General features: G+C 40.0%; 19 protein-coding genes, 4 tRNA genes and 1 pseudogene. 5 read left to right on the top strand and 19 right to left on the bottom strand.

Annotation, left to right across the window (positions count from 1 at the left end):
* Position 1: 1 nt before the first annotated feature.
* Complete coding sequence (locus B7E07_RS01060; RefSeq protein WP_080843652.1) at positions 2-838, bottom strand: methyl-accepting chemotaxis protein; 837 nt, start codon at positions 836-838, stop codon at positions 2-4.
* Between the two features lie 204 nt (positions 839-1,042).
* Here B7E07_RS01060 and B7E07_RS01055 point away from each other — a divergent pair, with 204 nt between their 5' ends.
* The 5 genes and pseudogenes from B7E07_RS01055 (at position 1,043) to B7E07_RS01035 (ending at position 6,569) form a co-directional block, all read left to right on the top strand.
* Positions 1,043-1,528, top strand: coding sequence for a YusW family protein (locus B7E07_RS01055; RefSeq protein WP_080843651.1), 486 nt, complete (start codon positions 1,043-1,045; stop codon positions 1,526-1,528).
* A 138-nt stretch (positions 1,529-1,666) separates the two neighbouring features.
* Positions 1,667-3,595, top strand: a complete 1,929-nt coding sequence (locus B7E07_RS01050; RefSeq protein ID WP_080843650.1) for a DUF2075 domain-containing protein — start codon at positions 1,667-1,669, stop codon at positions 3,593-3,595.
* Positions 3,596-3,621: 26 nt separating this feature from the next.
* Positions 3,622-3,971: pseudogene (locus tag B7E07_RS01045) on the top strand (VOC family protein).
* A gap of 326 nt (positions 3,972-4,297) precedes the next feature.
* On the top strand, positions 4,298-5,749 hold the full coding sequence (locus B7E07_RS01040) for an AIPR family protein (protein WP_080843649.1): 1,452 nt from the start codon (positions 4,298-4,300) through the stop codon (positions 5,747-5,749).
* Positions 5,742-6,569 (top strand): restriction endonuclease, encoded by an 828-nt coding sequence (locus tag B7E07_RS01035; protein ID WP_176215082.1) that lies wholly within the window; start codon positions 5,742-5,744, stop codon positions 6,567-6,569. Before B7E07_RS01040 ends, B7E07_RS01035 begins: the two co-directional genes overlap by 8 nt.
* A 103-nt stretch (positions 6,570-6,672) precedes the next feature.
* On the opposite strand, the gene rlmH is transcribed toward B7E07_RS01035, so the two are convergent.
* The 18 genes from rlmH to dnaB form a co-directional block, all read right to left on the bottom strand.
* Positions 6,673-7,152 carry a 23S rRNA (pseudouridine(1915)-N(3))-methyltransferase RlmH gene (gene rlmH / locus B7E07_RS01030; protein ID WP_080843647.1) on the bottom strand — a complete coding sequence of 160 codons (480 nt, stop codon included), beginning with the start codon at positions 7,150-7,152 and terminating at the stop codon, positions 6,673-6,675.
* Between the two features lie 67 nt (positions 7,153-7,219).
* On the bottom strand, positions 7,220-8,551 hold the full coding sequence (locus tag B7E07_RS01025) for a right-handed parallel beta-helix repeat-containing protein (RefSeq protein WP_080843646.1): 1,332 nt from the start codon (positions 8,549-8,551) through the stop codon (positions 7,220-7,222).
* 24 nt (positions 8,552-8,575) lie between these two features.
* Positions 8,576-8,917 (bottom strand): zinc ribbon domain-containing protein YjdM, encoded by a 342-nt coding sequence (locus B7E07_RS01020; RefSeq protein WP_080843645.1) that lies wholly within the window; start codon positions 8,915-8,917, stop codon positions 8,576-8,578.
* 168 nt (positions 8,918-9,085) lie between these two features.
* Positions 9,086-10,618 (bottom strand): D-alanyl-D-alanine carboxypeptidase/D-alanyl-D-alanine endopeptidase, encoded by a 1,533-nt coding sequence (dacB, locus tag B7E07_RS01015; protein ID WP_080843644.1) that lies wholly within the window; start codon positions 10,616-10,618, stop codon positions 9,086-9,088.
* 206 nt (positions 10,619-10,824) lie between these two features.
* On the bottom strand, positions 10,825-10,995 hold the full coding sequence (locus B7E07_RS01010; protein ID WP_257391367.1) for a CxxH/CxxC protein: 171 nt from the start codon (positions 10,993-10,995) through the stop codon (positions 10,825-10,827).
* Between the two features lie 238 nt (positions 10,996-11,233).
* A complete protein-coding gene (locus B7E07_RS01005; protein ID WP_080843642.1) occupies positions 11,234-12,451 on the bottom strand; it encodes a S1C family serine protease in 1,218 nt (405 codons plus the stop codon).
* Positions 12,452-12,687: 236 nt separating this feature from the next.
* On the bottom strand, positions 12,688-13,482 hold the full coding sequence (locus B7E07_RS01000) for an MBL fold metallo-hydrolase (protein WP_080843641.1): 795 nt from the start codon (positions 13,480-13,482) through the stop codon (positions 12,688-12,690).
* 13 nt (positions 13,483-13,495) lie between these two features.
* Complete coding sequence (locus B7E07_RS00995; RefSeq protein ID WP_176215081.1) at positions 13,496-14,284, bottom strand: two-component system regulatory protein YycI; 789 nt, start codon at positions 14,282-14,284, stop codon at positions 13,496-13,498.
* Positions 14,271-15,602 carry a YycH family regulatory protein gene (locus tag B7E07_RS00990; protein ID WP_080843639.1) on the bottom strand — a complete coding sequence of 444 codons (1,332 nt, stop codon included), beginning with the start codon at positions 15,600-15,602 and terminating at the stop codon, positions 14,271-14,273. The genes B7E07_RS00995 and B7E07_RS00990 overlap by 14 nt, the downstream gene beginning before the upstream one ends.
* On the bottom strand, positions 15,599-17,431 hold the full coding sequence (gene walK / locus B7E07_RS00985) for a cell wall metabolism sensor histidine kinase WalK (protein ID WP_080849064.1): 1,833 nt from the start codon (positions 17,429-17,431) through the stop codon (positions 15,599-15,601). The genes B7E07_RS00990 and walK overlap by 4 nt, the downstream gene beginning before the upstream one ends.
* A gap of 9 nt (positions 17,432-17,440) precedes the next feature.
* Positions 17,441-18,151 carry a response regulator YycF gene (yycF, locus tag B7E07_RS00980; RefSeq protein ID WP_080843638.1) on the bottom strand — a complete coding sequence of 237 codons (711 nt, stop codon included), beginning with the start codon at positions 18,149-18,151 and terminating at the stop codon, positions 17,441-17,443.
* A 578-nt stretch (positions 18,152-18,729) separates the two neighbouring features.
* The gene (locus B7E07_RS00975) at positions 18,730-20,202 is read right to left on the bottom strand and encodes a M23 family metallopeptidase (RefSeq protein WP_080843637.1); all 1,473 of its coding nucleotides are present in this window, start codon (positions 20,200-20,202) and stop codon (positions 18,730-18,732) included.
* A gap of 302 nt (positions 20,203-20,504) precedes the next feature.
* Positions 20,505-20,577: transfer RNA gene (locus B7E07_RS00970), tRNA-Phe, on the bottom strand.
* A 21-nt stretch (positions 20,578-20,598) separates the two neighbouring features.
* A tRNA-Asp gene (locus B7E07_RS00965) sits at positions 20,599-20,675 on the bottom strand.
* 70 nt (positions 20,676-20,745) lie between these two features.
* A tRNA-Glu gene (locus B7E07_RS00960) sits at positions 20,746-20,817 on the bottom strand.
* Between the two features lie 16 nt (positions 20,818-20,833).
* Positions 20,834-20,909, bottom strand: a tRNA-Lys gene (locus tag B7E07_RS00955).
* A 502-nt stretch (positions 20,910-21,411) separates the two neighbouring features.
* On the bottom strand, positions 21,412-22,704 hold the full coding sequence (locus B7E07_RS00950; RefSeq protein WP_080843636.1) for an adenylosuccinate synthase: 1,293 nt from the start codon (positions 22,702-22,704) through the stop codon (positions 21,412-21,414).
* Between the two features lie 170 nt (positions 22,705-22,874).
* A complete protein-coding gene (dnaB, locus tag B7E07_RS00945; RefSeq protein WP_080843635.1) occupies positions 22,875-24,239 on the bottom strand; it encodes a replicative DNA helicase in 1,365 nt (454 codons plus the stop codon).
* Between the last annotated feature and the right edge of the window lie 182 nt (positions 24,240-24,421).

The following is a 24,421-nucleotide window of genomic DNA, read 5'->3' as shown; positions in this document are numbered from 1 at the left end:
CCTATTCCTGGTTCGTTACTTGCTTCATTTTTTCGATGATTTGTTTGCTTTTTTCATCCAATGCCTGTATATCCTGCATGAATTGAACCATTGTGATCGACTGCTCATCAGAAGATGTCGATACTTCATTAATACTGAGTGTTAGGTTTTCAATACTGGATCTGATTTCAGTTAAAGATTGATCAATTGTCTTCACTGCATCCTTTGTACTATTAGAAAGTTTTCTAATTTCATCTGCCACGACCCCAAAGCCTCTTCCTGCGTCGCCAGAACGAGCTGCTTCAATGGCTGCATTTAAGCCAAGAAGATTTGTCTGCGTAGAAATCTGTTCAATTAATTGAACGACTTCCCCTATTTGTTGTGAATTTTTGTTTGCACTTTGCGCTTGTACGTTAATGTCACTGCTAGTTGCGGAAAGTTCTTCTGACTGTGCGGCCACATGCTGTACCTTTCCTTGTAATGCATCGATGACATCATTTAGTCTGCTAAGCTCTTTATCTAGCTTCTCCTGATGCTCCAAAGTTCTCGTTAACGATAACAGACCAACGATTTCATTTGTTTCTAAATCATGAATCGGCGTAATAGAAGTCACAGCTGCTGCACCAAATATGGTAGGATCTAATGTTTTAGAAATAAAATGTTCTCCTTTAAGTGCGCGCAGATAAGCATCAAATTCATCCAGTCTGGATACTCCTACCTCTACCTTAATATTCAAGAGAGTGGATGGAGAATAGTAAACAAATTTCTCTGTATCCAGGACACCTAGTGCAGCTGTCGGTCCTAGTGTATCTTTAATAATCGGGGCAATATTGATTACTGCCTGAATCGTTGAATTCATAAATCGAGCTCCTTCTTATTAATTTTTCTTTATATCGGTTTAAAACATTAGAAATAAAGCCGTAGCTAATAATTCTGATTTTTAACATTTTTAACAAAGATATATTTATGAAGAAAAGAGTAGTAATCACAGCCCCAATGAATTTGTTTATTATACTTTTATTTAGGTAAAAATGAATGTAACACAAGATAAAGGAGTGCTGTCATGGTGAAGAAAAGAATATTATGGATCGGTATTTTCCTGATGTTATCATTATTACTTGCTGCTTGTGGTGATAATGATGAGGTAGAAAATCCTCCACAAAACACTGCAGAGGACGAACAGCAGCAAACAGAAGAAAATAATGCAACGAACGATAACAATGATACTACTGGATACAATTTTACACACTTTGATCTTGATGCAGATTATCAAGACCATAATGATGCCCTAGAAGTTGACTATGAAAATGAAACCAATGACCAAATGGAAGCATCCTATCAAGATCATTCACAAGATATCGATTTAAATGGTGACGCAGCAATAGAAGAACTGGACAGTATATTCTCGTCCTTTAACTTTGATGAAAATACACCTGATGAAGAAGTTTTGACTACAATAAGTGAAGCATTCAGCATTCCTGAGGACGCTCAAAATATTGAGTTAGAGATCCAGTTTAGCGGTGGGACTGAGAAGGAATATCGGAAGTAGATTCAAAACAGGCTTGGAATTCAAGCCTGCTTTGAATCTTTTTTTTACTCTACAGCAAAGATATCTTTTATAACTACTATCTCCCAATCCAAAAATGGTAAAATATAGTCACTAGACTTCTTAAAGAGGTGGCCATACTTGATCATATATGAAGCGACAAAATTGGAATTTATATCTGACGTAACAAACGAGCTCCTCGTTGAACGTCTTTACGAGTCTTATCAAAAGAAAATTGGACGGACTTCTAAAAGTGAAATTACGTCATGGGAAAATTCCCTGCAGCGCATGTCGAACGTTATGCAGGATATAGAAATTCCTGATGATACATCCGTAGCTATAGAGTTTAAGATTCCCAACACATCAAAACGCGTAGATTTTTTGGTTGCTGGCCACGATGGCAGTCAGGATCACGTGGTCATTGTGGAGTTGAAACAATGGTCAGAGGCAGAAAAGGTAACCTCTAAGGATGCACTTGTGTCTACTTATCTTGGCGGAGGGAAACGCACTGTCACACACCCCTCTTATCAAGCATGGTCTTACGCAGCCTTAATTGAGGATTTTAATCAAAATGTACAAGATCAGCAAATCGTTTTAAACCCATGTGCATATTTACATAACTACCGGAAAGCAGACAATGATCCGTTGATGGATTCTCACTATGATGCTCATTTGGCCAAAGCCCCTCTTTTTACAAAAGGAGAAATCCAGAGATTAAGAGACTTCATAAAAAAGTACGTTCGTTTTGGTGATCAGAACCAGTTAATCTACCAGATTGAGCATGGAAAAATTCGTCCTTCCAAATCGCTGCAGGACACGCTCGCAAGCATGCTAAAGGGAAACCAAGAATTCGTCCTGATTGATGAGCAGAAAGTATTCTATGAAGATGCCTATCATCTGGCATTGGAATCTATTAAACATAATCAGAAAACCGTTATAGTCATTGAAGGCGGACCAGGAACAGGCAAGTCTGTTATGGCCATAAACCTGCTTGTAAATCTCATTAACCAAGAATTAACCGCTCTATATGTATCCAAAAACTCCGCACCGCGGAACGTCTATGCTTCAAAATTAAAAGGAACGATCAAGAAAACACAAATTGATCACCTTTTCAAAGGATCGGGCAGCTTTACTGAATCAGAAGCAAATGAATTTGACGTACTCATTATCGATGAAGCACACCGCCTTAATGAAAAATCAGGTCTCTTCAGCAATAAAGGAGAAAATCAAATTAAAGAAGTCATCCATTCTGCTAAATTCACGATTTTCTTTATTGATGAAGATCAGAAAGTCACATTAAAAGACATTGGCAGTGTGGATGTAATAAAAAAGTATGCAAATCTATTAAATGCCGAACTCATTCAGGGCAAACTGGTTTCCCAATTCCGCTGCGACGGATCGGATGCCTATATTGCTTGGCTGGATGATGTATTGCAAATCAGAGAGACAGCCAACGCCAATGACCGCGGTCTGGACTACGATTTCAGAGTATACGATGATCCAAATGCCATGCTCAAAGAAATTGAGGACCTCAATAAGAAAAATAACAAATCTCGTATACTAGCGGGCTACTGCTGGGAATGGCCGAAAAAAGGACGGAACAGCACTCTTCATAAAGACATTGAAATACCTGAACACAACTTTAAAATCAGCTGGAATCTCTCTGACAGCATATGGGCCATCGACCAGGACTCCGTCTACGAAGCTGGGTGTATCCACACATCACAAGGATTGGAATTTGATTATGTCGGCATCATTATTGGACCTGATCTTGTGTGTCAAGATGGCGAAGTAATCACAGACTACACAAAACGTGCTAAAACAGATCAGTCTTTAAAAGGTATCAAAACTCTGGCAAAAGAAAATCCTGATGAAGCACAAGCTTTAGCAGACAGGATTATCCGAAATACGTACCGAACCTTAATGACTAGAGGGCAGAAAGGCTGCTTTGTCTTTTGTACGGATTCGGAATTGAATCAGTATTTTAAAGAGCGTTTGGATAGATCGGATGCTTATGAGGATTTGTCGCCACGAACGGGAATGGTTGCTGAAGAACGTGGAGAGTATTAAGGGGTTAATTGAAAGGGGAATGAAAGATGATTCAAAAACTTGGACAAATTGGCATACCTGTTAAAGATTTAGATAGAGCTATTGAATTCTATGAACAGAAACTAGGCACATGGATAATATGGCATTTTTTGAAAGCAATGGTTTGAGACTTTTGCTATCACCTCCAGAGAAAAAAGAATTTGCACATGCGAGTTCAGTTGTTTATTTTCAGGTGAGTGATATTAGGGATTCTTATGAGCGATTAGCAGCTGCAGATGTACGGTTTGTTGATGAACCTCATATGGTGGCTAAAATGTGGAAAACTGAGACTTGGATGGTGTTTTTTGAGGATCGTGAGGGGAATAGGCATGCGTTGATGAGTGAGGTGGTGGTTTAAAAAGGTTTGAGGAGACCCATGTGTGCTAACGGTCTCCTCTAGTTTTATTTTGTTTTTATTAAGAGGGTATCTATCTTGTTTAATTTTTATCTGTAACTATTTGTGGTACGCTTCACCGTTATATATCTAAATGAGAAATAGAAAAAGTAAGATGCTATCATATTGTTTCTAAGACTTATTAATCAGTTGCATTGAGCCATAGATTTTCATTAATTATTAATTAATAAATACCATATTTAAAGTTATTTTGTTAATGAGCTTTTCAAAGAATAATTGATATAATCAGTTTAAAGAATTAATTTTCATTAAACATAGGGAGAGATATCATGATGCCTATTATGCTAAAACGCTTTGAGGAGGATGAAGAAAATTTCATTCTTAGAGTTCGTAGTGACCAAATAACCACCATGTATAATCCACATGATTTAAGGAGATTTCGCTCAAATCACGACCATATGCCAGACCCAACCAACTGGGACCACACTCTCATTTACTCTGCATTTGTCCATGTTATGGATCTAGGATTAGGAGATGAAATAACCATTCCTATGAAAAAGAATCCACGCGAACAAAATATTAAAACCACTCCATCAAGAAGAATAGCTCAAAGTTTAAAAAATACTGAAATTGCGGAAGATGGCCGCCCTCACAACCAAGCCTTCTACTTATTGAACAGAGGAATCGTTTTAGTTGCTCATACGGTTGCTATTCTTCATGATGTAGTTTTTGAAAATGAAACTGATCTCAATCCTGAAGTTTTGGAAATTGTTATGGATAAAGAAAATGAGGGAAACATCGATGGGGGGCATACTTATAAAATCATAAAAAACACAGTGATGGATTATAGAAAGAATGAAGAAATCCTCGATGCTTTTGTAAGATTTGAAATTACTGTAAATTTCACAGATGTTTCCCGCTTGGCCGAAGCAAGGAATACTTCTGCTCAGGTTCTTACACGTTCAATTGTAAATTTACAAGGTGGATTTGATATACTTAAGGACCTTTTATCAAATCTTCCATTTGCAAATAGAATAATGTACAAACAATTCGAAAAAATGGAAGATGGCTCTAAGATGTTACCTGTTGAAAATATAATTCGTTTATTAGATTTATTTAATCTCGAAAGAACTCCTAAATATTCATCAAAGTCTAAATATAGTCGTAAACCTTCAGTACCACCAATGAAATGGGCCTCAGGAGCCGATCCAATAATAAAAGCATATATTCAAGAAGTAGAAAGTGCAGCTGAAGAAGAACGTGATTCTGAATATGTAAAAATGGCAGGAATAATTCCCGGAATTTTTTCTATATATACATTCTTGGAGAAAAATATACCTGATATATACAATAGAGTCGGTGCTACCGACTCAAATAGCTCTGGCAACTATGCACTTATTGGTTTTTCTAAATCAGACAAAAAGGAGATATATAAAAATTTCCGTAATATTACTACTTATTCTGATGGGCAGAAAACTACCTTAAACGGTATGAAATTTGATGTTCCTTCTGGATTAGTACATCCTATTATAGGTTCATTCCGGATGCTAGTTACCAAGGATGACGACGGATATTATAAATGGATAGATGGTTTTGATCCTGATCACCATAAAGAACTTGAAGAAATGATTGAGCCCCTTGTTAGTTATCTAGTAACTAAAGCAAGAAACGAAAATGTTGATAAAGTAGCCAAAAGCAATGAGCACTGGAACTATTGTTTATTAACGATGGACCAAGTCAGACAGAGCATTGAAGAAAGAGAAAATGTTAACAATGAATGATTTTGTTGTTGATGTTTTAAAATCAATTTTAAGGAATGTCAGTGAGACATCATGTACTAAGGAAATACTGTTTAGAAATATTAAAAGCGATTTGGACGAAGACATTGAGGATTATGAGGTCAATCCGATTCTTGAAAAGTCTTTTCAACTTAATATTTTAAAGGAGCTAGACGGAGGTTTACTCCTACTAACAGATTATGGTAGGGGATTAATGATTAATCCAGATTCAAACATCAATGATTTTTGGAGTAATCAGCTTCAAAAGGAAACTTCAGAAAAGTTGCAAACACTGGAGGCTCCATTTGCAAGTAAACATTATGAGGCACTCAATTCATTAATTAAATCTTATGATGAGTATTTAATTCATTTAAAAAAATATCTTAAGTCATTACTAATGAATATGAACCCCTATAATTTTGAGTCATTAGTAATACAGGTGTTAGTACGAGCAAATGAAGCACCCTACGGTGAGGTTACGAAAAAAAGCGGGGATGGTGGTATTGATGGTCTACTATATAGAACCTTACTCAAACAAGGGGAAATACCCGTTCAAATTAAAAGATATTCAGAAAATAATCTAGTAGGTGAACAAGAAATTCGGGATTTTATTGGAGCATGGAGCCAAAAACATAACAATGGTGCTTATTTCGTCACTACCTCTAGTTATACGAATAAGGCAAAATTGAAAAGTGAAGAGCGCGGAATCATACTTATTGATGGGAATCAATTAGTTGATCTAATGATTAATCATCACATAGGTTTGCAAAAAGCTAATGATTTAAAGTTCTGTTTAACCCCATCATTAGAATTATTTGATTAATTCTAAAAAGGGATGAGTCATGTTCATCCCTTTTTAAGATTGGTTCATTTTCAATTTTCTTTTAAAAATTAAATGGTAACAATATCTATTCGAAAAAAATCACTTACTTATGATAAGGTTCCCCCCGATTAATCCGAAAACTCCGATAAACCTGCTCCACCAACACCAGCCGCATAAGCTGATGTGGGAACGTCATTTTTGAAAAAGACAGTGCAAACTTGCTGGCAGCCTTGACTTCATCACTAAGTCCAAGTGATCCGCCAATAACAAAGGCAATTTTGCTGTTCCCATATGTAGCAAGGCTATCAAGCTTTTCAGCGAGTTGTTCAGAGGTAAGCATTTTCCCGCCTATTTCCAGGGTAATAACGTAGGTGTCCTGGCTGATGTGGGAGAGGATTTTTTTGCCTTCTTTGTTTTTGACTTCTTCTTCTTCGGCTGGGCTCATGTTTTCTGGTGCTTTTTCGTCAGGGACTTCGATGATGTTGACGTTGGCGTAGGCTGTGAGGCGTTTTAGGTATTCGTCTATGCCTTGTTTTAGGTATTTTTCTTTTAGTTTTCCGACGGATATGATGGTAATTTTCATAGTGTGCTGCTTCCTTTTCTTTGCGTTTTTTTATAATGTCTCAAATGGTGGAGAGCTTTTGAAAAACCTATTTCTCTTTAAGCTCTCCAACAGAACCGTCCCCCTGATATGCTGCTTTAAACTCTTCGAAGGACGTATACTCTTCATTCTTCCAAATCCAAATGCCGTCTTCTCCATCTTCTTTTTGAAATACATTATCGCTTAGTGTTGTATTTTCATTGGTCGTGAAGAAGTTTGCGATATAGATACTGGATGGGCCGGCTGTTAGAGTGTTTTTTTCAATGGTATTGTCTTTTACGTCATGCTGGATCATTAGCTGTCCGCCGGCAAGATCTAGGGTATCATTTCGGAAAAGGATGTTGTGTCCGATATAAGAATTGATTGTACCGCCGCGGTTTTCGTCGTATCCGCCAATGGAGATGCCTGTGTAAAAGTTTTCATAGATATTATTGTTGATGATCTCAATATTTTCCGCGTATTGATCAGCATGCTCTGAAGTGGCTTCGATGCCGATATCACTGCCATAGATGGTATTCTCTTCGATTGTGATCTCTTTTCCGCCATCAACGTAGATGCCCGCAGCGTTATATTCCTCGCCATATGCCGGGTTGCCGTAAGTAGAGATGTCATGAACGGTGTTACGAGCTACCATTCCATTGCGCACATAATCTGCATCTTGATCTGCAGCGACTCCTTCATAGCCGATCAGATCAATGCCGATATTGTCATTGCGGCTTACAGTGTTATCTGCAATTTTAAAACCATCAATATTGCCATTGAGGACAAGTGCTTCACTTGCACCCAGCTTGAGGTCTTGTACAGTGTTATTGGTCACTATAATGTCCTCCATGGGCTCCGTTCCATAAAATGCAATGCCATGGCCATTTCCATCGTCTGCATGTGTTTCAATATGCTGAATGTGGTTGCTGTCCAATGTAATATGGCTGCTGGAGCCTGTCACAAAAATGCCCATGACGGTTTCATCCGTTAAATCCGTCGTTAAATCCTGAATCGTGAGGCCTTTAATCGTCACATAGTCTTTGCTGTCGATCGTAATGAGGGCGGTATCGCCTTCCTCACTTGGTATGTTTTCACCGCTCAGAATCACTTCTTCATCATGATAGGGCTGAAAAATAACTCCATTTGATTTTGTGCCGCTATGCTGGATGACCAGCTGCTCTTCGTAAATTCCTTCATGGATATGTACAGTTGTCCCGGCTTCCGCTTCTGAAGCAGCTTTTGTCAGAGTGCGAAAAGGCTTTGTTATGGATCCATCATTTTCATCATTTCCATCTGTCGCTACATATAGATCCTGTTTTTGTTCTTTGGGTTCGTTCATGTTCAGTAAGAAAAAGATCATTGCTGCGGCTGCAGCAATAATCAAAAGTAGTCTTTTCATGGTGGCTCCTGTTTGTTTATTTTCTTAGATTTTCTTCACAAATTCGGATTTTAATTTCATGGCACCAAATCCAGTGATCTTGCAATCAATATCATGATCTCCGTCCACTAAGCGGATTCCTTTCACTTTCGTACCTTGCTTCAGTACAGATGAACTGCCTTTTACTTTCAGATCTTTTATTACACTCACGGTATCGCCGTCATTTAAAATATTTCCGTTAGCATCTTTGACGTTCTTCGTATCTCCAGCAGCTTCTGTTTCCTCATTCGCACTCCACTCGTATCCGCACTCCGGGCAAACGAGAAAAGTCCCATCATCGTAAGTATATGCAGATTGGCATTTTGGGCAATTCGGGTATTGGCTCATTAATATAGTTCCTCCGCTCATTCAATTTATCTATCCTATTATAACAATAATGATGAACATTGTTTTTGAGTAAATAATGAAACTTACATTTGGAGGCAAAAAAATCCCGGCGAAATAATCGCCAGGATTTTTTTTATCTGATCATGGACTGGTGGTTTCCCACTAGTTTCACTGCTTCGCAAGTGTTTCCACAATCCTGTCTTGGATTTCCGTCATCGACCCGCTGATATAGTTGTTCATCATAATCGAGAAGATGAACTTCTCGCCACTTTTTGCTGTGACGTAGCCGGATAGGGTGTTGGCACCAGTAAGGGAGCCGGTTTTCGCTTTGACGTTTCCTTGTGTATTCTCACCCTTAAGTCGGTTGCGCAATGTTCCTCCTACTAATCGGTCTGAAATTCCTGCGACAGGCAGGGAATATTCAAATTGCGGATACCATGGTTCATCTTGTATTTCATAAAGCAGCTTTGTTAGCTGCTCTGCTGGAATAAGGTTTTTATGAGACATGCCTGATCCGTCACGGAGCAGGATGGATTCCATGTCTAGGTCAAATGAGGCTAGCTGGCTTTCAACAACGTCGAGACCCTTGTCCCAGCTGCCTTCCCCATGAATCTCTTTGCCCATTGCCTTGACGATCATTTCTGCATGGCCATTGTTGCTAAGCTTCATAAATGGCAGGAACAATTCCTTTAATGACATGGATTGTTTGGAGGCTAGCAGCTCTGCATCCTCAGCTGTTACGCCACGTTTTACTTCGTTTTTGCCAATCTGCTTGATTCCTTGTTCTTGCAGTGACTTCGTAAACACATCCAGCACATAACCTGTTGGTTCCCATACAGATACCCATGATCGCGACGCTGAACCTTCTAGCGGGATTTTCCCTTTAATGACAATATCATTTGTGCCGTGTTCTCTGCTGATCGAGATGCTTTTTGATTCGCCTTTTGCAACAGTAGCTGCCTCGGTTACGATGTTCACATAGTCCGTTGCTGGAGTAACGGAAACCTGCGCCTTATCGCCGGGCTTTTTCCCAGCTGTCACTTCTACGATAACTGTGCCCATATCATAATCTTCATTAGGAGATAAGGTAAGAGCTGAGACCTGTGCACCTGTGTAGTTCGATTCGTCATCCCAGTTCAAGTCAGTCGACAGGCGCACATCGTCATACCAGCTATCGTCTCCGATAATATCTCCATTGATTTTTTCAATGCCTTTTGCTTTCAGTTCTTTAGCAAATGCATCCAGATCCTTTTTTAAAAGGGTTGGATCGCCTTTGCCTTTTATGTATAAGTCTCCTTGAAGTACTTTCCCTCTTACCATTCCATCTGTTAAAATTTCCGTTGAAAATCGGTAATCACCGCCAAGTGTTGCTAATGCTGCTGCCCCTGTGAGAATCTTTTGATTGGAGGCCGGATGAAGTCGGATATCCCCGTTTTGGGTATAGACCATTTCTCCATTTTCAGCATTTCTTACGCTTACTCCTGTTAGTGCACCGGCAAGCCGTTCATCTTGAAGAATGACATTTAATTCTTCTGTCAATGATGTCTTCTCTGTGGATGTTGTTTCTGTCGATTCTGCTGCTGTCGAGTTATTTTGTACATCATTTGTTGCTCTGGCATGATCTCCGACTGTTAAAGGTACCAATAGGAGTAATGCTAAAACAGCTATTAAAGCTCTCGATCTGTAAAACCTTTGAATCATTACAGCTTCACATCCTTTATGGAAATTTATAATAGTATATCGAAAAATTCCAGAAAAAGAATATAGGATTTCAGTAAATTCATTCTGATGGCCTACCGTTTATTTAGAAAAATAGATAGATATTCACAGGCAATCCTCAGGTACAAACAACATATCCACAGTAGTTATCCACATGTCCACATTTTCTATCCACATATGGTATGGAATCACTTGTTCGCCACAACATATATTGCGGTATTTCGACAATATTCACAGGCTGTTGATAATTTTTGTTCATCTTCCATTTGCGTCAATTGCGGGAAAGTTTCCAGCTCATCTACAATCATATCAATGGCTAGCTCAACATGTTCCTCACAGCAGTAAATTTTCAATTTCAAAACGCTCCTCTTTTACAATCAATTTATTAACAATGTGGATAAACTCTGTAAAACCTCACATCTTCCAGTTATCCACACTACATCTTAACATATTGACACCTTTTATGTGTTTTGATTTTTGCACAGAAAAAAACAGGAGTGCGTTATGCTCTCCTGTTTAGTATTTCTAGGTTCCATATATTTTAGACAAACCGAGTTTGTTTGCTCTGAAATCTTGCATTACTGCTGAATACCTTGCCTAAAAAGTAGTAACGTCACTCAGCTTCACGGTTACTTCTTGCTGTTCACCATTGCGATAAATGACAATCTGCATTTGGTCACCGACTTTTTTCTGGTTATATAGATGCTTACGCAAGCCAATGACATCATCAATCTGCTCGCCATCCATTTCCACTATAACATCAAATTCCTGCAGTCCAGCTTGTGCGGCTGGTGAATTTGGCTCTACCTGTGTAATGGCTACTCCACTTTTCACATCTTGTGGCAGCTTTAATGTTTGCTGCTGATGATAGCCTGGGATTTCGGTTACTGATTGTAATCCTACACCTAAATAAGGACGTTTTACTTCTCCAAATTGCTCAAGATCATCAATAATTGGTCTTGCATAATTAATTGGAATAGCTAAACCAATTCCCTCTACCGCCGACTCAGCAATTTTCATGGAATTGATGCCGATGAGCTGTCCGCCAATGTTTACAAGTGCTCCTCCGCTATTTCCCGGGTTAATGGCTGCATCCGTCTGCAGTACTTCTGCCTGCCAATCCACTGTTCCATTTTGGTCAATATCAACCGGAACTGTTCGCTCTAAACCGGAAATGATTCCTTGTGTTACAGACCCTTCAAATGTGCCGAGCGGATTTCCAATAGCAATAACAGGTTCACCTGTTTTCAGTGCATCTGAATCGCCAAATTCAGCTACCGTGTCGATTTCATTTCCGTCTACTTCAATAACGGCTAAATCCGTCCATATATCACTTCCTACAAGGGTAGCCGGAATCTTTGTTCCATTCGCAAGACTTACTTCAAGCTGCTGCGCCCCATCGACTACATGGTGGTTGGTAACAATAAATGCTTTATTTCCGTCTTTCTTATAAATGACGCCAGATCCAGTTCCTGCTGGAGCACTTCCAGATTCCTGCCCACCCCAGAAGCTATTCGATTGAAGGTTTGTAATGCTGACAACCGCATCACCCGCTTTATCGACTGCCTGTGTTACATCTGTCACCACATCAAGAGAGAGATTCTGGGTTTCAACATTAGATGAGTTATTATTTGTACGCTGCTCGGTTTCTTCCGCAGAATATGGAAGCACATTGTAATCAATCAGCTTTGGCAGTGCAATGACAACAAGCAGGGCACCAAGAATGAGACCTACAAGGCTCGCCAAAAAATAACCGCTCTTTTTGCCTCTTTGCCGGCTTGAGCGATTTTCATAATCCTGATCATAATAGCCCATATGTAATTCATCCTTTCCCTTTTTAAAGTATAGGTTTTTTCTATAAGATGATGGCTATCATTTATTTTACCTCTATACCCATTATTATACTCAGTCAAAAATAAAATTCTAAAAAAAACACTTATCTTCTGTTAATCTTACGAGTTTGTTCATAATTTGTTTGCGTTTTATTAACATACGAACATCTATGTAAAAAAGCAGCAAAGGCTCATTAGGTCCTTTGCTGCTTTTTATTTTTACACCGCCGTTAATATGGTTGGTGTTTTCGGATCTGTATCATAAAGGGTAAACTGTTCGCCTGCAATAATACCTTGTGTTTCAAGCGTTTGAGCGACGGACATCCGTGCTAAATCTTTAATGTTGTTGTCTTGGCTTAAGTGAGCAAGGTAGATGCTTTTCGTACGATCTCCCGCTACTTCGCTCATCGCGATCGCAGCATCTTCATTGGAAACATGACCGACGTCGCTTAAAATGCGGCGTTTAATGCTCCAAGGATAACGTCCCATTCTTAGCATTTGCACATCATGATTGCTCTCAAACACATAAGCATCTGCATTGGAGATTAATCCTTTCATCCGGTCGCTGACATAGCCAGTATCTGTGATCAGAACAAGCTTTTTTCCACTGCTATGGAATACATAAAACATCGGATCTGCCGCATCATGGGAAACACCAAATGACTCTATATCAAGGCTTCCGAATGACTTCACTGTTTCCATACCAAAAGTGAATTTTTGCTCAACAGGAATTTGACCGATTAAATTGTCCATGGCCAGCCATGTTTTTTCATTCGCATAAATAGGAAGCTTATACTTGCGGGCAACGATGCCTACGCCTTTTATATGATCACTATGTTCATGTGTCACAAGGATGCCGGACAATTTCCCCATATCACGGTCAATTTGCTGAAATAAGGTTTCCATTTGCTTGCCGCTTAATCCTGCGTCAACCAAAAAGGAATGTTCCCCGTTTTCAACATATATGGCGTTCCCAGTACTTCCGCTTGCAAGAACGCTGAATTGCATGGACATAATTTCTCCCCCATTAATTATTCTCTATATTGCTTAAATCGATGATATCGCCATACTTTACATTTACATACAGACTTCCTTGATCCTCTACTACAAATCGCCATACAGGCGTAAGTGTGTAGGTAGTCGTATTTTCACTTAAGAATGTGTAATAACCGATCTCTACATCCGTAATAACTGAATTTGGAAGCAGTTTGCTGTTTTGATACAACGTCTCCATTGCACTAAGCGGCGGAACCGGATCCTCAACCTCTACACGCTCTTCAATATTGGTGAGCAGTGTTTGAGTATAAGAAACGATTTCTCCCTCTGGATTCAAGAACAGCGTTAACCGGCCATTATTGTTTTTGTAAAACATTTTTCCTTCGAAAGTCTGATAGAAGGTAATCGTTGTTTCACCTTTTTCCCAAAATGCATATTGGTCTGCATGAATGACATAAGTATCTAAAAAGGTGTTCAGTTCCTCAGCATCGGCATCTTCAGTTATTGAATAAGGTTCATCTAAACTGACGACTAATTCTTTGCCTCTATTGATTTCAGCAGATTGCTCATCAAACTTTGCATCTTCCAGATCTTCCTCTGTGAATTCCTCGCGTTCAGCATTAATTAAATTTATTTCATTGTAGTCTTTCTTCAGTTCGGGAAACTCAATGCCATCAGCTCTTAACCGATTTTCTACTGACGCTTCTGACTCCAGCGCCAATTCGCTGGCATCCCGTAATTTTGTAAATTCATAGACGAGATACACATCCAGTACCAGGAAAGCGATAATAAAAATGGTTTTGATTTTACTCCAATCCACGGTTAATCCCTCCTGTCTCCTCCATGGACAACATAATCCAATTCCCGCCATATAAGTAGTACCAGGAAGGGTCAAGATAAATTAATTTGGTTTGTGGATCCTTTGTCATTTTATAGCCAATTTTTATATCCTCAAGCTGATTCAATTCCATTCCATCAAGCTTCTCCAAATAGTTGACAACTGCCTCACCTGAAGGAAGACCAACCTTTATATGATCAGAAAGAGGTGCATCAAAAGAAAAATTGCTTCTTCTATATTCACGGAATTTCCCTTGACTCCAGCTTACTTGAACCGTTGACTTACTTGAGCTATCACTGAAAATTGGGTATCCATTTAATTCATACTGCCGGAAAACAACTCGATTACTGGCTAGATCAAACGAATCATAGCGGTAATTGTCTGTCCAGCCTCCGTGACTATTAACATAATCAATGCTTTCAGTTAAGAGATTACTGTCTACAGGAGACCATTCAGAACTTGTATCAAAATTAATAAAGGAAATCGTATTGGAATCATGCATAACCCTCAGCAGGCTGGAGCTATCAGTGAATTCTTCCATTGTAGACTGGACATTTTTCTGAACAATCGTAGGTTCACTGAATAGAAGGTTTTTAAATCGATCGGACTCGAATTCCTCAGATAAATATTGATACTTTACAAGTTCTCTTTCACCTGAAGGAACAAAGATCGTCGTTCCGCCAGATGGCTGGTATCGAAAATATTTAGAAAAGTTCTCGTTGAAAATCGAGTTCTCAAAATACTTATCTTTAAAGGATTGGACAAGAGACGCTCTTACATGGCTTTGAAAGACTGTATTAGACTTTTTGGACATAAAATAGACAATTCCGTCCTCCCTGTCCAGATTATTTGAATTAATGACAATATGGTCAAATTCAAACAATAATGGAACCTCATCATCAATGGCAATCACATTTTTGTATTGCTCGATCGGGACATTATCAGGAAAAGAAATCACCGTATTTCCAGGCTCATACATAGAAGAGATTAATACATCTGCTTCATCGCTTCTGTCCTCGAAATCGGTTAAGTTCCACTCTTTAATTTCGTTAATCGTTTTGTTGATTTCGCCAATATCAACTGTTCCATAGTGTTCGTTATTCGGATAATGGTAAACAACCTTCTCAGGCAAGACGAGCTTGCTGAATTCATTAGTAGGACCGATGGGTTCTTCTTTTAGCGTTTTGAAATTTTCCAGCAGCTCGAGGTTAGGCTGATACGTCCATAGAGTCCAGGTTAAAACACCGCTCATGACGACTAAAATGACTAATATGACATTTTTAATATTTTCATACGTCATTCCCACTCATCCTCTTCTGTCCGGTCATAAGGCAAACTGAATGAAACGGTTGTCCCTTTGCCTTCTATACTATCAGCCCAAATTTTCCCTCCATGCGCTTCCACCATTTCTTTAGCGATGGCGAGTCCTAATCCAGTGCCGCCAAGCTTTCTTGTTCTAGCCTTATCGACTCTATAAAAACGTTCAAAGATTTTGCTGAGATTTTCTTTTGGAATCCCAACTCCCTGGTCAGAGATACTTATGATGATGTAGCCTTCTTGATCTTCAATCTTAAACGAGACTTTCCCGCCTTCAGGTGAGTACTTTAAGGCATTCGAAATAATATTATCCAACACTTGTGTCAGCTTATCTTCATCTATTTCTACAAAAATTGAATGCTCAGGCAGCCTTCGTTCAAAAATAACATTTTGACTTTTCGTAAATTCAAAGCGATCAATAATTCGATTGTAAAACGGAATAAAATCAATCCATTCCTTTGTTAAGCGATAATCCTTGCTGTCCATTTTTGAAAGCTGAAGAAGGTCATTTACAAGGCGAATCATCCGCTCTGTTTCTGTTTGCGTTACATTTAAGAAATGCGGCGCAATTTCTTGGTCTTCCCAAGCTCCTTCTGCCAGTGCTTCCAGGTAACTTCTCATTGTCGTCAAAGGTGTTCTCAATTCATGTGAAACGTTGGCCACAAACTCTCTGCGTTCCATATCAATTTTTTCCTGCTCGGTAATATCGTGCAGTACTGTAATCAAGCCGTTTACAAAGCCAGTTTCTTTTTGAATGACTGAAAAGTTAGCACGCAAAATTAGTGGGTTTGGCTGATCACTATAGTCTAAAATGACTGAATCCTGTTCGTCCAAAAGGGCTTCAAATGTATATTCTTCCTCTAACTCCAGCAGCGAAACAATGGAGGAAGACAGTACTGTTTCACGTGAAACATTCAGCATTTTAGCCGCGGGATCATTGATCAAAATGACACGTCCCTTTCGATCCGTTGCGATCACCCCGTCTGTCATATAGGAAAGAACAGAGGATAGCTTTCTGCGCTCACCCTCAGTGGTCGCATGAGCTTCCTGCAGCTTCTTCGTCAAATTGTTAAACGTCATCGCAAGCTGCCCAATTTCGTCCTGACCATATATTTTAACCTTACGCGAGAAGTTCCCTTTCGCCATAGCTAAAGCCTGTTTACGCATATCAGAGATCGGCTTGGTAATCGTTTGGGAAAGCAGTACACCAAGAACCGCTGTTATAGCCAAGGCAATTGCCGTACCTGAAGCAAAGATTTTATTGATCTGCTTCATTTGTTCATATACATTTTCTATTTTGCCTTCTAAATAAATGACTCCAACAATTTCTCCATTCGTTTCAATTGGCGTCACAAGTCTCCAAATCCGATTTCCTGTTTGCCGATCGATGCGTTCTTCATTTGCCGGCTGGCTCGTTGCCAATGTTTTATTGATAATCGTATCGATAGCGGTCTGTCCCACTAAATACTGATTATCTGGATCAGATGAACCGAGTATTCGGTTGTATTCATCAATAACCCGCACCTCTGTCACATCTTCTGAATAGTAATCGCGCAATAAGCGATAAATGTCAGCCTGCAATGTCGGTGCGCTCTCATCCTCGACATTCCGATCCTTAGACAGCTGTTCCTCCAAGTAATAAGCAAGCAAGTCTACACGATCTTCAATCGTTGATTTAAAGTTATCCTTCAAGGTTGTTTCCAGCTGGCGGACAAAGTAGACTCCAATGGTTTGTATGGCAATAAAAATCAGCAATACATAGATGATCACAAACTTTAAATGAATCGAGCGAAAGAACCCAACCTTGTTCATCAATTTCTTTTACTCCTGTTCTGGATTACGCAAATAGTACCCCACTCCTCGTCGTGTAACGATCCATGTTGGATGACTTGGATTGTCCTCAATCTTTTCACGCAGTCTTCTTACGGTTACATCAACCGTTCTGACATCTCCATAGTAATCATAACCCCATACTGTTTGCAGCAGATGTTCACGCGTCATAACTTGTCCGATATGTCTTGCCAGGTAATGTAGAAGTTCAAATTCGCGGTGTGTCAGCTCAATTTGGTCTCCGCGTTTCGAAACAATATAGGCATCCGGATGAATGGTTAAAGCACCGACTTCAATTTCATTGGTTTCCTCTTCTTCCACCGCACGCTCCGAAATCTGCTGATGTCTTCTTAAGTTTGCCTTCACTCGTGCAATAAGCTCTCTCGTGCTGAATGGTTTTGTTACGTAGTCGTCTGCTCCAAGCTCCAAGCCTAGTACTTTATCGATTTCCGAATCTTTTGCTGTCAGCATGATAATCGGCATATCATATTTTTTGCGGACCTCTCGGCAAACTTCAATGCCGTCTCTTTGCGGAAGCATAATATCCAGAAGAATCATATCAGGCTTAATTTCCTCTACCATTTCAATCGCAGAGTTGCCATCATAAGCACAATGCACATCAAAGCCTTCTTTTTTCAGGTTAAATTGTAATATATCTGCAATTGGCTTTTCATCGTCTACTACTAGAATTTTCTTATCCATATATGTCCCCTTCTCTTTAAAAAAATGTGATAGTTTCTATTTGTATGTTCTGCATAATTTCGGTGGTTTATATTATTTTTACATTTAATGTTTAAGGGTGCAAATTTGAGAAGCGATTACCCTTCTAGCCATCTTATCTTGCCTTAAGCTTATCGGGGCTGGGCAAGCGCCTTCCGCTTTTCTATCTGTCTAGCTCCAGCGCCTAGCCCCTCGTGGTCTTAAGTCAATCTGTCCAGAAGGTTAAAGAACAACCTTCTAGCCATCTTGCCTTAAGCTTGTCGGGGCTGAGCAAGGCGCTTCCGCTTTTCTTTTTGTCTAGCTCCAGGCGCTAGGGACTCGAGGTCTTAAGTCAATCTGCCCTAAAGGTTAAAGAACAACCTTTAGTACATCTCGCCTTAAGCTTGTCGTCCCTGAGCAAGCGCCTTCCGCTTTTCTATATAAAATTTTATCATTTTGCTGGCCTGAATTCATCTTTTAGCGGCTTTCATACTTAATTTACCACATTTCTTGAGCAGCGTTTTCGTCTGTTTAATAGAAAAAGTCTCTAGCAGTCAATTACTAGAGACTTTTTAGTTCATTTATCGAACGTAATTTAAAGGATCTTGCAAGCTGCCATTTTTGTATAGTTCAAAGTGGAGGTGGACGCCTGTTGAATGTCCTGTAGAACCCATTACCCCAATAGCTGATCCCTTTTGCACCGTTTGGCCAGAACTTACGCTCATTGAATCTAAGTGAGCATAAACCGTACGATAGCCATTTTGATGGTCAATGATGATTTTATTGCCATAGCCGCCATCCCAGCCGGCTGATACAACTATACCATTGTCTGACGCTTTAATTGTTCGATTGCTAGGTCTGGCAATGTCGATTCCTTTATGGAGTTTTCCCCATCTATAGCCAAGCTTACTTGATACATAGCCGCCTGATGCCGGCCATACAAAGCTGCCGTCACCGCGAGAAGGAATCACTTTTGTTCCTTTTACTACAATATGTTTAACAGGCTCTGTGATTATTTCTTCGCTCACTGCTTCTTTTGCTGTTTGTTTGCCGTTTTGCTCTGTTATAGCATATGTAACATGTCTCGAGCCTTCCTTACCTTCTTGCTTCACCTTTGTATCGCCTTTGAACATGGAAGAATCCTCAATTACTTCATTTTCATAGGCAATACTTTCTTTGCTGAAAGCTTCTTTTTGTACGATCACATCTACAAAAGGCTTTAAAACTGTTACATTCAATTGCTGACCAATATTTAAGATTGAATCTTCTTTTAGTTCTGGATTTAGTTCGAGCAGCTGATTCGTTGTCAGGTCATATGCTCCAGCAATGCTTCCAAGCACATCCCCTTCTTTTACTGCATACTTTTCATCTTCTAATGAACCTTTTTTAAGTAACGTGACTGCTTCTTTAACGGTCATTAATTGAGCCGGTGCTATTGTTTCTGGTGAGACGTCAACATTCTCTGTAAAAGAAACATCTACAACTCGGGTTTGATCTTCTTCAAGAGCGGGTAAAGGTTCATTAGCTGCTGCGCTTACCTCTATTGCCCGCAGATCTGATTCGGATACATAGCTGAGCTTAAGTTGCTCTAGCACTTCTTCTGCCTGCTTTTCATCAGGTAAATAAGCAACTTGTTCACCGTCAAGAACGATCGCAGATGCCTCCGCCTTTACTGCTATTGAGGTATTAATCTTCTCTGCAGTTTCTTCATCATCAGTATTGGCCTTGGAAGCAAATACTTGTTCAGGAATATAAGAAACTTGTGACTTCAAGGTAGCATCTAAGTCACTATACTCGCTTTCCAAGCTTTCCAGCTGTCTTTTTACTTTTTCTTCTATTAAGTTTTTATCTGAAACGGTACCAATATATTCATGATCCATATATACGTAATAAACAGTCGTTAACTCATTCTCATCTGCATATGCAGCGGAACCCGCAGCCAAGGTAACTGCTCCTGCGGCTAGAGCCGTAACACAAAGACGTTTTAGCTGACTGAACATTTTCCCTGTTGTTTGTACTGTATATGTAGTTATGGATTCTTTCCAATTATACATTGTGACTCCTCCTAGACTACTGTAACAAATCTCCAAACACATAGTTCTATGTATCTACTAAAATTTCACACCCCTATACTTTACCATATGAATCTACCTAAAAAAGAGCAGACGCGATAATGTAACAAAATTGTATAATAACTGACATTTTATTACTTTTATGGCGTATAAGTCTTGTCGAAGAGTGGATTTTAAGATTCGAAACTGTTTTAAATTATGGACTGTAATCTTTCACTTTTAAAAAATTTAGTGCTTAAATGCAAAAAGCTGCCTCGATTGTTTCAAGGCAGCTTTTTTTGAGATGGCTCAGGACGGAATCGAACCGCCGACACAAGGATTTTCAGTCCTTTGCTCTACCGACTGAGCTACTGAGCCATACATTTTTAATTATGTAAATGGCGGTCCGGACGGGACTCGAACCCGCGACCTCCTGCGTGACAGGCAGGCATTCTAACCAACTGAACTACCGGACCATTTAATTTTTATATGGCGTCTGAGAGACTGACCGCTCTTGTCGGTCTGCTCCCAGCTGCCAAATGCCGATGACCCCTACGGGATTCGAACCCGTGTTACCGCCGTGAAAGGGCGGTGTCTTAACCGCTTGACCAAGGGGCCATATTATTAGTGAAGATGGTGAGCCATGAAGGACTCGAACCTTCGACCCTCTGATTAAAAGTCAGATGCTCTACCGACTGAGCTAATGGCTCATGAATAATGCTCATTGGCGACGCTTTTTATAATATCATAGCCTTGCATAATAGACAATAGTTTTTTAAAATAAATTTTCGTTACTCACACAGTTTATGTTGTTTACGGAAAAAGATAGAGTTTTTGCGTTAAAGACTACTATTTTTGATAAAATGCCTCTTTTAAGGATATATCGTAAAAATTTACGGGAATAGCTTCAAATCATGCAATATTTTGAACATATTACTCGCTTTTTAACTCCTATCACCCAATGAGATTGGAATATAAATTACTGTCGTCACATTTTACCCGTTTGCCGCCACAAAAAAACTGTCTATCCGCCGTCCAGGGAAAATATCCGCCGAAAAAACCACTATTTCCGCCGTTATTTTGATATATCCGCTGTAAAAAATTTATCCGCCAAACCTCCAACTAGAGGGACGACCCGATCCGTATGCTCCGATACCACACACAAAAAAGACCAGAGAGAGCTCCCCTCTGGCCTAAAGGTCGTACCTGCTATTAGTTTTGTCTCCACGGGCTTCTGACTACGTTTGTTTGGGAACGGTCAGGGCCAACAGAGAAGATTGATAATGGAATACCTGTCAGCTGTGCAATGCGCTCTAAGTAGTGGCGGGCATTTGCAGGAAGCTCATCAAGTGATTTGCAGCCTGTGATATCTTCTGTCCAGCCTGGAAGCTCTTCAAAAACAGGCTCACATTCAGAAAGCACTTTTAGGCTTGCTGGGAATTCTTCAATTACCTCACCTTTGTACTTGTATGCCGTACAAATTTTTAACGTATCAATTCCAGTTAATACATCAATAGAGTTAAGAGAAAGGTCGGTAATTCCGCTCACACGGCGCGCATGGCGCACGACTACGCTGTCAAACCAGCCAACACGGCGGGCACGGCCCGTTGTTGTACCATATTCGCGTCCGACTTCACGGATTTGGTCACCAATTTCATTGTTCAATTCAGTTGGGAAAGGACCGTCTCCTACGCGAGTCGTATAAGCTTTAGAAACTCCAACTACATGAGTAATCTTAGTTGGGCCTACACCAGATCCGATTGCTACGCCACCAGCGACTGGGTTTGAAGAGGTTACGAATGGATATGTTCCTTGGTCGATATCCAGCATAACTCCTTGTGCACCTTCAAATAAAACACGGCGGCCTTCATCTAATGAATCATTTAAGACAACAGACGTATCACATACATAATGCTTAAACTGTTGTCCGTATTCGTAATACTCATCAAGAATATCTTCTAATTTGAAGCCTTCTGTTTCATAAATGCGCTCAAGCAGACGATTCTTCTCGTCTAGGTTCCGAGTTAATTTTTCTTCAAATACTTCCTTATCCAGTAAGTCAGCAATACGGATTCCTACGCGGGCTGCCTTATCCATATATGCTGGGCCAATGCCTTTTTTCGTTGTTCCGATTTTGTTGGCACCTTTGCGCTCTTCTTCCACTTCATCAAGCTTTAAGTGATAAGGCAGGATAACATGAGCACGGTTGCTGATGCGAAGGTTGTCTGTTGATACGCCCTTTTCATGCAAATAAGCAAGCTCTTTTAAAAGCGCCTTTGGATCAACAACCATTCCGTTGCCGATGACACAAATTTTATCATTATAGAAAATCCCTGAAGGAATTAAGTGCAGCTTATACGTTTCACCGTTGAACTTAATTGTATGTCCGGCATTATTGCCGCCTTGATAACGGGCGATGACTTCTGCATTTTCAGAAAGGAAGTCAGTGATCTTTCCTTTTCCTTCATCTCCCCATTGCGTTCCAACTACTACTACTGATGACATTTAACATGCACCTCCGAGGTTAACTTAAATCCCTTTTCAAACAAACTAATTTTATCAATAATACGGGTTAAAAGTCAACAAAACACGAACATTTATTATAAAAATATTAAAATACGTTCGTAATATATGAAAATAGCAAACAAAAAGGGATCAGTTTTGAACTGATCCCTTTATGCACCAGGCGGCGCGTATGCATCATCATAGCGTTTCTCTAAGTTTACGAATTTATTATACTCTTTTACGAACGCTAGCTGAACGGTTCCGACTGGGCCGTTACGCTGTTTCGCGATAATGATCTCGATAATATTCTTGTCTTCAGACTCTTTATCATAATAGTCATCACGGTACAGGAAGGCAACAATATCGGCATCCTGCTCAATACTTCCCGATTCACGGATATCAGACATCATTGGCCGTTTATCCTGACGCTGCTCCACACCACGGGAGAGCTGTGATAAGGCAATAACAGGCACTTGCAGCTCACGCGCTAAAGCCTTTAGGGAACGGGAGATTTCAGAAACTTCCTGCTGGCGGTTTTCGCCTGAGCGTCCGCTACCTAAAATGAGCTGAAGGTAATCGATTAGAATCATGCCAAGACCATGTTCTTGCTTTAAGCGGCGGCATTTTGAACGAATTTCCGTAATACGGACACCAGGCGTATCATCAATAAAAATACCCGCATTTGATAGGCTTCCCATCGCCATTGTAAGCTTGCCCCAGTCATCGTCTGTGAGGGAACCTGTCCGCAAGCGCTGTGCGTCAATATTTCCCTCGGCACAAAGCATACGCATAACAAGCTGCTCTGCACCCATCTCGAGACTAAAGATAGCCACATTTTCTTGCGTTTTTACAGCTACGTTTTGGGCAATATTCAAGGCAAAGGCTGTTTTACCAACGGAAGGACGGGCACCCACAATGATTAAGTCATTACGCTGGAACCCGGCAGTCATTTTATCCAGTTCTGCGAAGCCAGTCGCAATCCCGGTAATATCACCCTTGCGGTTATGCATGACTTCAATATTATCATAGGTGCGGACAAGTACATCCTTGATGTTATGAAAAGCACCTGCATTTTTGCGCTGTGCCACTTCAAGAATACTTTTTTCCGCTTCACCTAATAAAGATTCAACCTCATCCTCACGGGAATAGCCGTCTTGCGCAATATTGGTAGCTGTGCGAATCAATCTCCGCAGCAGTGATTTTTCCTCTACTATTTTTGCATAATACTCCATGTTGGCAGCTGTTGGCACAGAGCCGGCAAGCTCACTTAAATAGCTGACGCCGCCTGTATCCTCCAGCAGCTTGGCTGCGTTCAATTCCTCTGTAACGGTGACGAGGTCGACTGCTTTTCCTTCATCGTTCAGCTTCAGCATGACATTGAATATTTTCTGATGTGCTGCCCGGTAAAAATCTTCTGGAATTAAAATTTCAGATGCTAGAGTAAGGGAGGAAGGCTCCAAAAATATGGCTCCTAATACAGCTTGTTCGGCCTCCATATTCTGCGGAGGGAGACGATCAGCATATGCTTCATTCATAATAAAACCCCCTAATTTGAAATGCGGAAGCGCCTTGCTCGGTCAGAGAAGAATATGAAGAATTAGGCGCTAAAAATCTACAAAATCATTAACAAATTTATATATAAAGGACGTAAATAGCCATTTTAAGTCCTAAAAAATGTGACCAGCCGGAACCGATCACATTTTTTAGGACTAATCTA

Origin of the sequence: Cytobacillus gottheilii (assembly GCF_900166665.1) — a bacterium.
GTDB lineage: Bacteria > Bacillota > Bacilli > Bacillales > Cytobacillaceae > Cytobacillus > Cytobacillus gottheilii_A.
The sequence above is the reverse complement of the archived record's forward strand: the minus strand, read 5'-3'. Positions and strand labels throughout refer to the sequence as shown.